The sequence below is a fragment of the Saccharicrinis carchari genome, from assembly GCF_900182605.1.
In the GTDB taxonomy this organism is placed as follows: domain Bacteria; phylum Bacteroidota; class Bacteroidia; order Bacteroidales; family Marinilabiliaceae; genus Saccharicrinis; species Saccharicrinis carchari.
Window position 1 is genome coordinate 189,479 of the sequence record NZ_FXTB01000002.1, and the last position, 14,973, is coordinate 204,451.

Genomic DNA, 14,973 nt, shown 5'->3' on the forward strand with positions numbered 1-14,973 from the left:
CAAAGTAAACGTATAATAGCAAACAACAAATGAATATATTAAGGACTGTACTTTTTGCGGCAATCCTATTTGCAATGGGAAGCTGTGGTAATAAAAACCAGTTAAAAGTTAGTGGCAAAATTTTATCAGCTGAAGGAAAAACACTTTATCTTCAACATCTTAATTTAGATGGAGTTACTCCGCTGGATTCGGCTATACTCGGAAAAAAGGGTACTTTCAAATTTTCAGTTCCCCGATTGAAACATCCTACTTTTATGTTGCTGAAATTATCGGAAAATAACCTGATAACCCTATTGGCCGACTCGACCGAAAAAATTGAGGTGTTGGCCGATGCAAAAAACCTTGAAACCAGTTACACGGTATCCGGTTCTATGGGCTCCTCCTATGTAAAAACACTAAACAGTAAGCTTCAATCTACCAAAAACGATATAGACAGCCTGATTACCAAGTACAATGCACTGCCGCAATCCGAAAGTGAAGATGGCGATAAGTTACGCCAATCACTGCAGGAAACGGTAAATAAACAAAAGGATTTTATTTACGATTTTGTGATGAACAATCCACGTTCTTTTGCCAGTTACTATGCTATTTTTCAGCGTTTCGACGATGGTACACTCATTCTCGACCCTAACAATAAAAAGGACTTGAATATGTATGCCACGGTAGCAACCAGCTTAAATTTAATTTATCCCGAAGCGGAGCGTGTGGAGCAACTTAAAAACTTTGTGCTTAGTGTTAAAAGAGAGCAGCGATCACAACTTTTGTCGGATAAAATGTTGTCCGAAGCCAAAGGGGTGAGCTCCATTCCCGAAATTGAAGAGGAAAACCTGCAAGGTGAAAAAGTAAAACTCTCATCGCTTAAGGGTAAATTGGTGCTGCTTTCGTTTTGGGCGTCGTGGGATGCTAAATCGGTGCAAGAGAATAAACGCCTCCTAAGCATCTATAAAAAGTACAATTCAAAAGGTTTCGAGATATATCAGGTATCGCTGGATAAAAGCAAGCTGCTATGGGAAGATGCCATTAAAAAGGACCAACTTCCTTGGATTAATGTGAGCGACCTGCAATACACTAACTCTTATCCTGCACGCTTATATAATGTGCAACAACTGCCTGGCAATTATCTTATTAGCCGCGAGGGTGAAATTATAGGAAAAAATTTATTCGGCAGGGTGCTGGATGAAAAATTGAACGACCTGCTCAACTAATAGCTTTGTGTGGTGTTTTAGATAAAAAAAGTTTGGAAAAAGGGAAGAAGATTTATTTTGCCTCGGACGTGCATCTCGGAGCGCCATCAATTAAAGATGGAAGAAAACACGAAAAGATATTTGTTGATTGGCTGGACTCCATTAAAACCGATGTAGCCGAATTATACTTGTTGGGAGATATCTTTGATTTTTGGTTTGAATATAAACATGTAGTTCCACGCGGATACAGCCGATTTTTGGGTAAAATTTGTGAGTTTACAGACAGTGGTATTCCCGTTCATTTTTTTACCGGTAACCACGATGTATGGGTGTTTGATTATCTGCCAAAAGAAACGGGTATGATAGTGCATCACCAACCCTTAAAAACAAAACTCAATGGCAAACGATTTTATTTGGCACATGGCGACGGTTTAGGACCCTATGATAAGAACTATAACTTTTTAAAGAAAATATTTACCAATAAAATATTGCAATGGATGTTTGCTCGCCTGCACCCAAATTTTGGAGTTGGTTTTGCGCGTAAATGGTCTAAACAAAGCAGGCTGAAAAACGAAAATTCAGATGAAGCAAAATTTTTAGGCGAAGAAAAAGAATGGCTAATGCTTCATGCCAGAGATATACTGGAAAAGGAGCATTTCGATTATTTTGTTTTTGGGCACCGACACATAGCACTTAATACGAAATTTAAAGAAAACAGCCATTTTATATATTTGGGCGATTGGGTAAACCATCGTTCGTACGGAGTATGGGATGGCAAAAAATTTGAATTAAAATTTTTAAGCTAAGCATTCCATCGGTGTGTGTTTAGTATTGATTTAATGAGAAAAAACCAGAAAAGAAGATGAAGATTTATGCGGTTGCTACTGGTACAGGGTCGTATATACCACCCGTGGTAATAAAAAACATTGATTTTGCAAACAGGCAGTTTTTAAATGATGACGGTACCCCTATAGAAACACCCGGAGAAGAAATTGTCAGTAAATTTGAGCAAATTACAGATATCACGGAAAGAAGATTTGCCGAAGATAAATACGTAACTTCCGACATAGCTACTTTTGCTGCCGAAAATGCACTCGATGCCGCTAACTTCGACAGAGAAAAGCTGGATTATATTATAGTTGCTCATAACCTGGGCGACATCAAACATGGTAGTCATTTTCCGGATACACTACCTACCCTGGCCTCCCGGGTAAAGCAAAAACTTAAAATCAAAAACCCCAAAACGGTTGCTTACGATATTACTTTTGGTTGCCCCGGGTGGACACAAGCCATGGTACAGGCCAAATATTATATTGAGTCCGGTGATGCTAAAAGTGCTCTGGTTATTGGAGCCGACACGCTTAGCCGTATGATGGACGAACACGACAGGGATGCGATGTTATTTGCAGATGGAGCCGGTGCTGCATTACTACAGGCGGTAGAGAGTGATACCCCCGTGGGTATTTTAAAACATGCGGCACGTACCGATACTGAAGATCATATGGACCTGCTTCAAATGGGGAATTCATACAATAGCACCCTTAAGGACGACCACATGTACCTTAAAATGCATGGCCGAAGGTTGTACAACTACGCCCTCACGTACGTGCCCATGGTAGCCAAAGAGTGTTTGGACGCCAATAACCTGAGTCTTGGTGATGTTAGTAAAGTGCTTATCCATCAGGCCAATGCCAAAATGGACGAAGGTATACTAAAGCGCTTGTATCGCTTGTATAACCAAAAAGAGGTAGATTATGATATAATGCCCATGACCATTAAAACTTTAGGCAACAGCTCCGTGGCCACGGTGCCCACCTTATTCGATCTGATTGTACGTGGTAAATTAAAAGGACAAAGCCTGCAAAGTGGTGACTACGTAATGATGACCTCCGTGGGGGCGGGCATGAACATTAACGCCTATATGTATAAGATGCCCTAATGCGGAATTATGAGCCTGTAAAGTTACAAATTACAACTAAATAGGAAATTGCATAGCAGAGCAGAGCTTGCGTTATGTTTTTCCGGTATAAAGCCTTGTATTGGCCATTTTTAAAAGAGCCACACACTAATATCGTATTTTTATGAGGGGCATTAGCGGGTGCTTATTATACTTGCTCTTCAGGTAATTAAGGCTTAATTTAGCGCTCTAGCATCTGCTGCGTTTCACTAATATTTTTTTACATTTACAACATGTTTCTCTAACTCGGTCGGCAGCATGTTAAAACCCCCCAAAATATTTTTATACTATCTTATTGTTTTAATGATGTTTGGGGTGCTCAGTTATTTTATACCTGCGGATGGTGTAAAGTTAGGATCCTCGGAATATAAACTACGATGGCTTTCTCTGAGTAAAATATTCACACATGAAGAAATGCCCTTGCCTGTTCCGGCGTCGGATACAGCAATGCTAACAATCAATGAATTGGATGACTCCGGGGCCAATATACTTCAACCATTTGATTCAATTACCACCGACACCCTCACCACCATAAGCCAATTAATTGTGGATACAATTGTCCGGGATAGTGTGGCTCCCGAATTACGTCTGATATATCCGCAGGCATTTAAACAGTTATTACAGGCCTTTTACCGTAAAATTGAAACGGCCGACGATTCCGGAAAAGTGATACGCATTTTGCACATGGGCGATTCGCAAATAGAGGGCGACCGCATATCGCGTTATTTGCGTCAGAGTTTCCAAACGAATTTTAAAGGCTCAGGACCGGGGCTTGTTCCGTTGTACGATCCGCTTAAACAGTTCCCATCTGTATGGATACGTAACGATGGTTTATGGAGCGAGCATGTGGTGTACAAGTACCCAAGAATGATAAAGGACAATCAATACGGCATTATGGGCAAGGTTTCTCTTATCGACTCGGTGGGGGAGTCATCGGTACACGTTACACGTTCGTCCATGGCACAACCGGGTGCATCCCATTATTACAAGTCGAGGTTATTCTTAAAAAATATTGTCCACCCGTTCACCATCAAGGCCTATTGGGGCAATGAACTGATTAGCTCCGATTCGCTAAAGACAGACGAAAATATCACGGAGATTAACTGGACTTTTCAAAGTGCACCAAAAAAATTTTCCCTCTTTTTTGAGTCGGAGATTAGTCCATTGTTTTTGGGCATGAGTTTAGACAGCCTGACTGGCATTGCGGTGGACAATATAGCCATGCGCGGCCAATCATCACCCCGGCTGGATAAAACGGATACACTTTTATATAAGCAAATGGCCGGGCATATGAATATTGGTATGGTAATATTGCAATACGGTACCAATATGGTTCCTACTGTAACTGAAAATTATACTTTTTACCGTCTCACTTTCTACCGACAACTGCAAATTCTTAAACAGACTATGCCTGGAGTGCCCGTTGTGGTGGTTGGCGTGGGCGATGTGGGCAAGCTTACTGATGGTCGTGCAGAGGCTTACACTCATATTTATAAAATTAAAGAGGCGCAAAAAGCAGCAGCAGTAAAAGCGGGTTTTGCTTTTTTTGATTTATTCGAAGCCATGGGCGGACAGGGTTCCATGATTGAATGGGTTAATGGAAATCCCAGACTGGCCATGAGTGACTATACGCATTTTAATAAACCCGGTGGCAAAAAAGTGGCCGATTGGTTATATAGCGCCATTATGAATGAGTATGAAAGGGGTGGGGGAGCGCAGCCATAACAGTGAAATGAGGCATAATAACAGTACTGAATCGTTACTTAAAGATCCGGTTGTTTTACGAATGGTCAAGATTAAATGTATTTTTACCTTTCTGCGCTGCCCTTCTTATATAGCGCCCGGTATTATAGCAGGATTAGCCTAAGGTATTTGCGATTTAAAACATTAAATATTACCTGTTTATTATTTGGGTATTTCTTTTCCGTATCTCCACAAATAGAATCGTTAGTTTTAAAAGATATTATTTTATTTTTATCTTCAAATCTATTTAATCGCTGCTATTGGAACTTCTGCTAAGCTTATTACGACATAACCCAAACGCCAGTTTTGTTTTTACACATTACTTATTTTGGCTGTTTTATGGCATTGTGCTTTTCGGAAACGCTTTGCTATATAAGCGCAGCGTGTTGCGCAACGCTTTTTTATTTGTTGCCAGTATATTTTTTTATTACAAAGCGGGTGGATATTACTTTTTTTTACTGCTGTTTTCAACTTTGGTTGATTATTCCATTGGCATAGGTATGGGAACAGCCAGCAAACAAGGACTACGCAAATTATTACTTACGCTTAGTTTATTTGTAAACCTTGGGCTGCTGGCCTACTTTAAATACAGCTATTTCATTGCCGACCTCCTACAGCAAACTACGGGAATACAGTTGCATGTGGCTAACTATTTTTCGGTGTTTACCAATGCTTTGTTTAATGCAAATTTAGATGTAGAGCATATCCTTTTGCCGGTGGGAATTTCGTTTTTTACTTTTCAAACCATCAGTTATTCCGTGGATGTATATCGGAAAAGGATTGAACCGGTAAAAAACATTCTCGACTTTGGGTTTTACGTTTCGTTTTTCCCACAACTTGTGGCAGGGCCAATTGTAAGAGCCTGGGAATTTATTCCTCAGCTGCATAAAAAATATGTGTTGTCCGAAAAACGATTTTGGCTGGCGGTTTGGCTTATTATGGGAGGCCTGTTTAAAAAAATGGTGATATCCGATTATCTGTCTGTAAATCTTGTGGATAGGGTTTTTGACGCACCCATGATGTACAGTGGCGTAGAACTGCTGATGGCAGCCTATGCATATACCATGCAAATTTATTGTGATTTTTCGGGTTATACCGATATTGCCATCGGTGTAGCTTTGATATTAGGATTTAAACTGCCCGATAATTTTAATCTGCCTTATGTTGCTACTTCGGTGACCGATTTTTGGCGACGATGGCACATCTCTCTTTCATCGTGGTTGCGCGATTACCTTTATATACCTCTGGGCGGGAACAGGAGAGGGTTGGTGCGTACGGGTATTAATTTGATGATTACTATGCTACTGGGCGGATTATGGCACGGCGCCGGATGGCTTTTTGTAATATGGGGTGCACTGCACGGACTGGCCCTGTTATTTGAGAAATTAATTTTCGCGGGTATAAAAAATACCAGGTTTAAAATACCCGGGTTTATTGGCTTTCTGTTCACCTTTCATTTTATTGTGGGCACCTGGATAGTGTTTCGCTCCCCCGACGTGGAAACACTGCAATTGTTTTTTATACGTTTGTTATCTGCCTTTTCTATATACGATATGGCCAAGCTTTTCAATTCTTATTCGGGCGTTCTGCTCATCCTGTTTCTGGGGTATATGATTCATTGGTTGCCCTCGGAGCTCGAAAGGTTGTTGAAATGGAAACTTGTTAAAGCCAATATAATCGTTAAAATACTGGCGGTAGTTATTTTTGGCGTAATTATATATCAATTTAGTTTGTTGGACATCAAACCATTTATTTATTTTAGATTTTAATAAGTGGGTTGTGCTAATTGTAACCTGAGCTATTGATAAATGCACGGGAACATGAATGCAGGCCTGGTTAACCCGGTGTAGCAGTACTTCAATTTTAGAAAAGAATATTAGTGAATTGAAAATAAACCACCTGCCCAGCTCGTTAAATTTCTGCTTGTAAAATTTAGTGGCTAATAGAAATAGAACTTCAAGATTTATTTTAGATAAGTAAAAGATAACAGTACAGCCATTCAAATCCATGAGGTAAATGCGTGGATAATGCGGTGTAATAGGAAATATTTTACAGAAATATCCACTTAACTACCTTTCCCAATACCTTTAGAGTAGTAAGTGACTGAAAAATTGTCAGTAGTTTTACAGGCGGTTTCAAAATTGCAGGTCTAATGTAGCCACTTTATGGCTGTGGCAAACTTTTTGATGGAAAGTGGATTTGTAAAGGAGAGGTTTATTTTTATGCCGATTATGGCATCAAATAAGCTACTCTGATAATTATATAAGTAACAAATGAAAATTTAACAATACAATTATGGGCTTATTATTTATTTTTGGTGTGTTTTTATTGTTGAGCTGGGCTGTTAGTTCAACATTAAAATCAAAGTTTAAAAAGTATGCTAAAATCCCGATGGCGTACGGGATGACGGGTAAGGATGTGGCAGAAAAAATGTTGCGCGACAACGATATCCACGATGTAAAAGTGGTTTCGGTACCAGGACAGTTGACCGACCATTATAATCCGGCCAACAAAACGGTAAATTTAAGTCCCGAAGTATACAGAGGGTACGGTGTATCATCGGCTGCAGTAGCTGCGCACGAGTGCGGTCACGCCGTACAGCATGCACACGGGTATGCCGCTTTGGAGCTACGTTCGGCACTGGTGCCTATTCAAAATGTAAGCGCCAATGTTTTAAATGTTATATTTATGGTAATGATATTTGGCGGACTTTTGTTGCCTGAACTGCTGCCATATAAGCTGGCTTTGCAAATCATCATTGCCTGTTATGCTGTTTTTACCTTATTTGCATTCATTACACTGCCGGTAGAAATCAATGCATCGCACAGAGCCTTGGTTTGGTTAGACAGTAGCGGTGTAGCAACCGGCGCCATCCATCACAAAGCCAAAGACGCCCTTAAATGGGCCTCTTATACCTACGTGGTAGCGGCGCTATCATCCTTGGTTACACTTTTATATTATGTGCTTAGCTATATTGGGATGAATGACTAATAAGATGGTGTTAAAACAATTGAACCTCTTTTTCGTTAGGGAAAAGAGGTTTTTTTGTATTTGAGGGAATTTCTTAGTTGTATTAGGGGTAATCATGAGCGCTTAAAATATATATACACATGAGAGGGTTTTTAAAGTGGTGCATAGGGTTATTGTTTATGAGTTATGGCACATTGTATGCGCAAGATTCAGAACCTACAAATCAATTCAGGTTTTTTGAGATTAAAGGGCATTCGGGTGCCCATTTATATACAGGTGAAAAATTAAAAGAAGCCCTGGAAAATGGTTACGGGGCGATTGAGGTTCGCTATGGTTGGCAGAGCAACAATCCGGATGCCTGGCAGAGTTATTTTGCCTACCCGGCCTACGGTATAGGATGGTATAGCGGTTTTATAGGAAATCCTGATTTATTGGGTCAACCCGGCGCTTTTTATGGATTCATCTCTTTTCCGCTATTAAAGCCCAACAGACACCAAATGGTAATTGAACCAGCATTTGGATTGAGTTACGATTTAAACCCGTACAATCCGGAAACGAATATAAGCAATGATGCTATTGGCTCCCGATTTAATGTTTATTTTAACCTGAACCTGGGTGCCAAATACAGGCTAAATCGGGAGATGGATTTAATTTACGGGCTCGACTTTACGCATTTTAGCAATGGCCGAATGTTTAAGCCCAATGCAGGATTAAATATGTGGGGATTAAACCTTGGGTTTAGATATCATTTTAATGCGCAACAAAAAAGGGTGGATAATGCGGAATTTCCACAACAAATTTTAAATGTTCGTCCTAAGCCTATTCCCAAACAAAAGGCGCCATCCATTCGTAAATCTACAATAGCTGTTTATGGCGCCGGAGGATTGGTGCAAAACGATGAAAACAGTGGTACCACCAAGCAATATGTCACTGTTAGCACCATGGCCGAATATATGTATATTTTGAATGCGAAAAGTGGTTTTGCCGTAGGATTAGATGCCTTTTACGATTCCAGCTTAGAGAAATATTTTCCAAATGATAATTTATATTTCTTTGGATTTCATGGTGGTTACGATCTAATGTTTTGGAAAATGGCGCTTCGTTTTCAGGTGGGAAGCTACTTGCACCAAAGAGCCAGAAAATACAAAGGCAAGTTCTTTATCAGACCGGCCCTAAAGTTTCATGCAACGGAGCATCTGTTTGCTCAAATCGGCTTGAAAACACAAGATGGTTTTAAAGCCGATTGGATAGAGTTGGGATTAGGCGTCAGGTTATGGTGATGCATAGGAAAATATTGATTTTGACCATAAAAAAAACTTCCGCCAAAATTTAATTCGACGGAAGTTTAATACTGTGGTTTGGAAAAAAATATTAAATTTTTCCCATCCGGGTTTTTAAATAACGTTAACCTGATTGTGAGACGCATAAATTAATTTACCTTGATTTATCATTGATGTTACGTAGTTCAACCCTTTGGTCTGTGATATTTTTAAATTCTTAAAAATCTCACCAATATGTACCGGTTGCTCCTTGCTAACGAATGAAATAATTTTGTCTTCCAGGTTGTTGGTAGTTTTCCGTTCCTCTCTAATCATAATACACAAAAAATTTAAAAGTGAATGTTTATTTACGCTGGTTATGGTAATACCTTAAGAGTATAACAACAATAATTCCATTAAAAATGATACCGTGCTTACTTTCTGTAGTATTAACATCTGTTAACCTTTTGGCTCTTTCACAAATATAATAAAAATGATATAGCTAAACGAACAAAAGGCGGCAATTATTCGGGTTATATTACATTTTTGACGAGCAACACTTTTACATAGTTTAACTATTCACTGGCTAAGGTATGTCCATGAAAGATAAAAAATGTGTAGAAATTAGATTGTAAAATGTAGAACCGCCTGGTCGAAGTGTAGAAATACCACCTCATCGCATTATGTTAATCGCCATGCGCCCTACATTTGGAATTTATGCTTGGGTTAATTGCCAGAGAACCGATGCGTTTCTGTGGCAAAATAATAGGCCATCTTTTTTGTAAAAATTAATTTTCTACTTGAGCAGAGCCCGTTTCTCAAGTTCCTTTTCTGCTGCTTCCATTTCGGCATAAAAGGCTTCCCCATATTTACGTATAATTGGTTCCTTGAGGAACTTGTAAACCGACACCCCTTCTCTTTTGCCCAGCACTACGGCATCTTTACATATAGGCCAAACATCGTAGTTTAATGCTTCGCCCTGGCTAAGCTTCCGGGTGCGTATGGGGTACAGATGACACGATATAGGTTTACGGAAAGGTACCAGGCCTTGTTTCCAGGCCATTTCGATGGCACAATGAACACCTCCTTTGCTATCGAAGTAAGTATAAACGCACTCCTTTCCATTTACAATTGGTGTAACCAGATCTTTGTCAAAATCTATCACCGAGGTGCCTTCCTCTTCAATTGTTTTAATGGCATCGGGCGATAGTAAATGTTTAATTTTGGGATATATTTCCTCGATGATTTTCCCCTCATCCTCTTCCAGCGGCGCTCCGGAGTCACCTTCAACACAACAAACACCATGACATTTGGCTATGTTGCATATAAACTTATTGGTGAATAGCTCCAGGCTAATTATTTTATCATCAATCTGAATCATACGGCCATTTTAAAATCTTAGTCATTCGCTGATAAACCCTGCAGCAAATGAAAAAAAGCGGTAGCCGCTACGACTACCGCTATCAGTTATATATTTGTTAAACTCTTATTTTAACTCTATCAAGCACTCACCTGTCATGTCTTCGGGCTGTTCTATTCCCATTAACTTAAGCAGTGACGGCGCCACATCGGCCAGTACGCCATCCTTAACAGCGCCTTTACTGTCGCTTACCCATATAAATGGTACGGGATTCAGGGAGTGTGCTGTGTTAGGTGATCCATCCGCGTTAACGGCATTATCGGCGTTGCCGTGGTCGGCAATGATAATAGCATCGTAACCATTAGCTTTTGCTGCTTCCACAACGGCTTCTAAGCAAGTGTCTACTGCTACAATAGCTTTTTGAATTGCCTCGTACACGCCGGTATGTCCTACCATGTCGCCGTTGGCAAAGTTTAGTGCGATAAAATCATATTTCCCGGTATTCAGTTCGGCCACTACTTTATCCTTTACCTCAAAAGCACTCATTTCGGGCTGCAAATCGTAGGTAGCCACTTTCGGAGAATTTACCAAAATACGGTCTTCTCCTTCAAAAACAGCCTCGCGCCCACCTGAGAAAAAGAAGGTAACGTGTGCATACTTCTCTGTTTCTGCAATCCTCAATTGTTTTAATCCGGCGTTGGCCACCACTTCGCCAATGGTGTTTTGTACGTTATCCTTGTCAAAAAGCACATGCATACCCTTAAATGTAGCATCATAAGGTGTCATGGTAACATAATGTAACGGTATGGTTTTCATCCCGTGTTCCGGCATGTCGCTTTGTGTAAGAGCAATGGTAAGCTCTTTAGCTCTGTCGTTACGGAAATTAAAAAATAGAACCACATCGCCTTCTTCAATGTTGCCCACGGGCTTACCATCGGCATCTACATGAACAATGGGCTTAATAAATTCGTCGGTTACATTTGCATCATACGATGCCTGAATGGCATCCAATACGTCCGTTGTTGTAGACTCACCAATGCCTGCAATCATAGCATCGTAGGCAATTTTAATACGTTCCCATCGCTTGTCGCGATCCATGGCATAATATCGTCCGGTAACACTAGCTACTTGTCCAACGGTTTTGTCCATGTGCGCCAAGAGCTCCTTCATAAATCCCTTTCCACTCATCGGGTCTGTATCTCTACCATCCATAAAAGCATGAACAAAAACATCGTTCAAGCCATAGTCCTTGGCCACGCTAATTAATTTATGGATATGATCCTGACTGCTGTGTACACCACCTTTAGACATTAAACCCAGCAAATGCACTTTTTTACCATTGTCTTTGGCATAATTATAAGCTCTCGACAATTCTTTATTTGTAGCGATAGTGCCATCGGCACAGGCACGGTTTATCTTCACTAAATCCTGATACAAAACTCTGCCGGCACCAATATTTAAATGGCCTACCTCCGAATTGCCCATTTGTCCATCGGGTAACCCCACATACTCCCCCGACGCATTTAATTTTGAGTTGGGATAGTTTTTTATCAAACTGTCCCAATACGGTGTTTTAACGGTTGAAATTACATCTGATGCCGATTTGTCGCCAATTCCCCATCCATCCAGTATGACAAGTATTGTTTTTTTATTCATTGTTTTTATTTTTGTTTTCAATTAAATCTTCCTACCCAAACATTCAGCAAATAAGGATATTTTGCCCTTGCTAATTCGGCTGAAAGAAGGTGCAAAAATATCCAATTTTAAGCTAAAAAAAAAGTTTAATTCCTTATACTTTAGGTATAAGCCCTTTCGTTGAAATTAATTATACTGAACAAAGTATAAAGCGAATGGTTTAAACATTGGGCTGTCGTATTCGTATTTTTACCAAATAACGGGTCGTAAAACAGCAAAGAGTTTATGCAGCTCAGTACAGACAAGTAACATCAATAAAAAATGGGTAGTACCAAAAATTATAACAACCAAGCATTACATACTACATCACACGAACTAAACGAGCTAAGGGAAAGATGGGATGTTCTTTCCGAATTAACATCCGAGGGTTTTTTTATACTGGAAGGCGGTTATTGTATTTACGCCAGCCCTAAGGGTTGCGAAATATTAGGATACAGTGCCGAGGAAATAATAGGTTTGCACGCTACACAAGTTGTTTCGGAAGAGTATGTAGAAGAGGTTCAGCATAGAATAGATTTTAATATTGAGAAAACCTTTGCGCCGAAATTAAAACGAAAGGACGGCACTTCTTTTTTTGCAGAAATTACGTCCCGAAATCGGGAATATAAAGACAGACCGGTGAAAATAGTTATTCTCCGGGATATTTCAGACTATAAATTATCGCTCCAAAAACTTACGGAAAGTAATAACAAATACCGCACAGTGATAGAAAATGCCGGCGATGGAATAATTGTAGGCGATAAAAATGGTAATATACTTGAGGTTAACAACAGTTTTTTGCAAATGACGGGTTTTTTGCGCGAAGAGCTTCTCCATAAACACATATCATCTATTTTCACTCGCGAATGCTTAGAACAAACTCCTTTGCGATTCGATCGAGTTGACTCCGGCGAAACCATAATAATAGAAAGAACTATCTGCGGCAAAAACGGGGAGTTTATACCCGTAGAGATGAACTCGAAAAAACCGGATAGCAATCACTATTTGACTATTGCCAGGGATTTGCGGGAACGGAAAAAAGCACAAGATGAACTGCTGAGAAAAAATGAAGAACTAAAGGCAGCAAAAGATAAGGCAGAAGAAAGCGATAGGTTAAAATCATCATTTTTAACCAATATGAGCCACGAGATTCGCACGCCTATGAATGGCATCTTAGGCTTTGCCGAGCTTTTAAAAAAACAGAATTTAACACCCGAACAGCGAAAAGATTACCTGAATATTATTCTTTCGAGCGGTCAGCAGCTGTTAAGCATTATTAATGATGTGCTGGAGATTTCGAAAATTGAAACGGGATACATTACCATTGAAACAATACCCTTTGATATTATGGGGATGCTGAAAGAGATTATTACTTTTTTTAAGCCTATAGCCGAACGGGAAAACAACACCATAAGCATTAATACCTCAAAGTGTAATTTAGCTATTTTGAGCGGCGATCCGGCAAAAATTCAACAGGTGCTTACCAATTTGATTAACAACAGCCTGAAATTTACAAGGAATGGACAGGTGGAGGTAGGTATTGTTACCCGAAGCAGCGAAACCATGTTTTACGTTAAAGATACCGGCGTGGGCATACCTCCCGAATCCATCGATACTATATTTGAGCGTTTTACCCAGGCGCAGCATCCCGGTATTGAAAAATCCAAAGGAACGGGTTTGGGTTTGTCCATCTGCAAAAAATTGGTGGAAATAATGGATGGAAACATTTGGGTTGAATCAACGGTTGGGGAGGGATCTACCTTTTATTTTGAAATACCGTTTGTGATGGTTTAAATAGAGAGTTAACAGTGGGCAGTTAGTCTCAATAATCGAAACTATAAAATACCATTCTTCGTTTATATCCTACTAAACCTTCAATTAGGTAAAAGATAAGATCGATACAGCTCTTTGAGAGCAGAAGCTCCTATGAGCAGGGCTATTGCAACTTTTATTTTGTTTGTATATTTCGATTGAGTTTACCCGAAACCAGTCCTTCTTCATCAATCCCGGCATCGGTAAATCCCATATCTGTTATTTGTTTTTTAAACTCGGCGGTGAACATCGATTGTAAAGTGTTTATTTCATTTTTGGGTACTTCTAAACTGGCCATGCCATTTATATACCTTACACGTACCTCGTCAAAACCATTGGTGTTTAGGTAATCTTCTGCTTTTTCTACCATTAAAAGCTTGGCAGCGCTAATAGCTTCGCCATAAGGGAAGCGGCTGCTCAGGCAAGGACTGGCCGGCTTGTCCCAAACGCTTAAATTAAAATGCTTACTCATGTGCCGTATGCTGTCCTTGTTTATTTTGCATTCTAACAAAGGACTGTAAACCTTAAATTCATCTGCCGCCTGCATTCCTGGTCGGTAATCGCCCAGGTCGTCGTGATTATTGCCATTAATAATCACATAATCAGGATAAGCGTTTTGAGCCAATTCCTGCATTGTTTGGTACAGATTGGTTTTGCAAAAATAACAACGGTTAACCGGATTGGCTCGGTAATTTTTGTCGTTAATTTCGTTGGCATCAATTTCAATCAATTCAATGTCGTACCTATCGGCAAACTGCCGGGCATCGCTTAAGTCTTTGTTTTTTAAACTCGCCGAATTACTAATTACTGCAACAGCATTTTGTTTGCCCAGCTCCCGGCGAGCCATATAGGCCATTAAACATGAATCTACCCCACCCGAAAGTGCAACCAGTACCCTGGGGTGTTTTTTAAACCAGGTATTAAGCGTATTTATATTGGCTATCGTATTTGGCATATGTAACAAACGTAATAAAAATAAAAAAGTGGAGTAGCGTGTTCGCTAAACGTAGCAAT

Annotated in this window: 12 protein-coding genes; 8 read left to right on the top strand and 4 right to left on the bottom strand. The window is 39.9% G+C overall.

The window, feature by feature from the left end:
- Nucleotides 1–29: 29 nt before the first annotated feature.
- From FN809_RS05370 to FN809_RS05400, 7 genes are all read left to right on the top strand, one after another.
- A complete protein-coding gene (locus tag FN809_RS05370; protein ID WP_246095473.1) occupies nt 30–1,205 on the top strand; it encodes a TlpA disulfide reductase family protein in 1,176 nt (391 codons plus the stop codon).
- A gap of 32 nt (nt 1,206–1,237) precedes the next feature.
- Nucleotides 1,238–1,990, top strand: a complete 753-nt coding sequence (locus tag FN809_RS05375; protein ID WP_142532472.1) for a UDP-2,3-diacylglucosamine diphosphatase — start codon at nt 1,238–1,240, stop codon at nt 1,988–1,990.
- A gap of 56 nt (nt 1,991–2,046) precedes the next feature.
- Nucleotides 2,047–3,123, top strand: coding sequence for a 3-oxoacyl-ACP synthase III family protein (locus FN809_RS05380; protein ID WP_142532473.1), 1,077 nt, complete (start codon nt 2,047–2,049; stop codon nt 3,121–3,123).
- Nucleotides 3,124–3,399: 276 nt separating this feature from the next.
- Nucleotides 3,400–4,866 carry an SGNH/GDSL hydrolase family protein gene (locus tag FN809_RS05385; protein ID WP_142532474.1) on the top strand — a complete coding sequence of 489 codons (1,467 nt, stop codon included), beginning with the start codon at nt 3,400–3,402 and terminating at the stop codon, nt 4,864–4,866.
- Between the two features lie 278 nt (nt 4,867–5,144).
- A complete protein-coding gene (locus tag FN809_RS05390) occupies nt 5,145–6,653 on the top strand; it encodes an MBOAT family O-acyltransferase (protein WP_142532475.1) in 1,509 nt (502 codons plus the stop codon).
- Nucleotides 6,654–7,179: 526 nt separating this feature from the next.
- A complete protein-coding gene (locus FN809_RS05395; protein ID WP_142532476.1) occupies nt 7,180–7,875 on the top strand; it encodes a zinc metallopeptidase in 696 nt (231 codons plus the stop codon).
- 119 nt (nt 7,876–7,994) lie between these two features.
- Nucleotides 7,995–9,134 (top strand): acyloxyacyl hydrolase, encoded by a 1,140-nt coding sequence (locus FN809_RS05400; RefSeq protein WP_142532477.1) that lies wholly within the window; start codon nt 7,995–7,997, stop codon nt 9,132–9,134.
- 114 nt (nt 9,135–9,248) lie between these two features.
- Here the strand turns inward: FN809_RS05400 and FN809_RS05405 are convergent, their stop codons facing one another.
- From FN809_RS05405 to gpmI, 3 genes are all read right to left on the bottom strand, one after another.
- Nucleotides 9,249–9,449, bottom strand: coding sequence for a hypothetical protein (locus FN809_RS05405; RefSeq protein ID WP_142532478.1), 201 nt, complete (start codon nt 9,447–9,449; stop codon nt 9,249–9,251).
- A 460-nt stretch (nt 9,450–9,909) separates the two neighbouring features.
- Nucleotides 9,910–10,494 (bottom strand): DUF3109 family protein, encoded by a 585-nt coding sequence (locus FN809_RS05410; RefSeq protein ID WP_142532479.1) that lies wholly within the window; start codon nt 10,492–10,494, stop codon nt 9,910–9,912.
- A gap of 105 nt (nt 10,495–10,599) precedes the next feature.
- Nucleotides 10,600–12,129: a 2,3-bisphosphoglycerate-independent phosphoglycerate mutase gene (gene gpmI, locus FN809_RS05415; RefSeq protein ID WP_142532480.1), complete on the bottom strand. Its 1,530-nt coding sequence runs from the start codon at nt 12,127–12,129 to the stop codon at nt 10,600–10,602.
- A 300-nt stretch (nt 12,130–12,429) separates the two neighbouring features.
- Between gpmI and FN809_RS05420 the strand changes: the two genes are divergently transcribed.
- Complete coding sequence (locus FN809_RS05420) at nt 12,430–13,941, top strand: PAS domain-containing sensor histidine kinase (protein ID WP_142532481.1); 1,512 nt, start codon at nt 12,430–12,432, stop codon at nt 13,939–13,941.
- A 154-nt stretch (nt 13,942–14,095) separates the two neighbouring features.
- Here FN809_RS05420 and larE read toward each other — a convergent pair whose 3' ends face one another.
- A complete protein-coding gene (larE, locus tag FN809_RS05425; protein WP_142532482.1) occupies nt 14,096–14,914 on the bottom strand; it encodes an ATP-dependent sacrificial sulfur transferase LarE in 819 nt (272 codons plus the stop codon).
- Nucleotides 14,915–14,973: the final 59 nt, after the last annotated feature.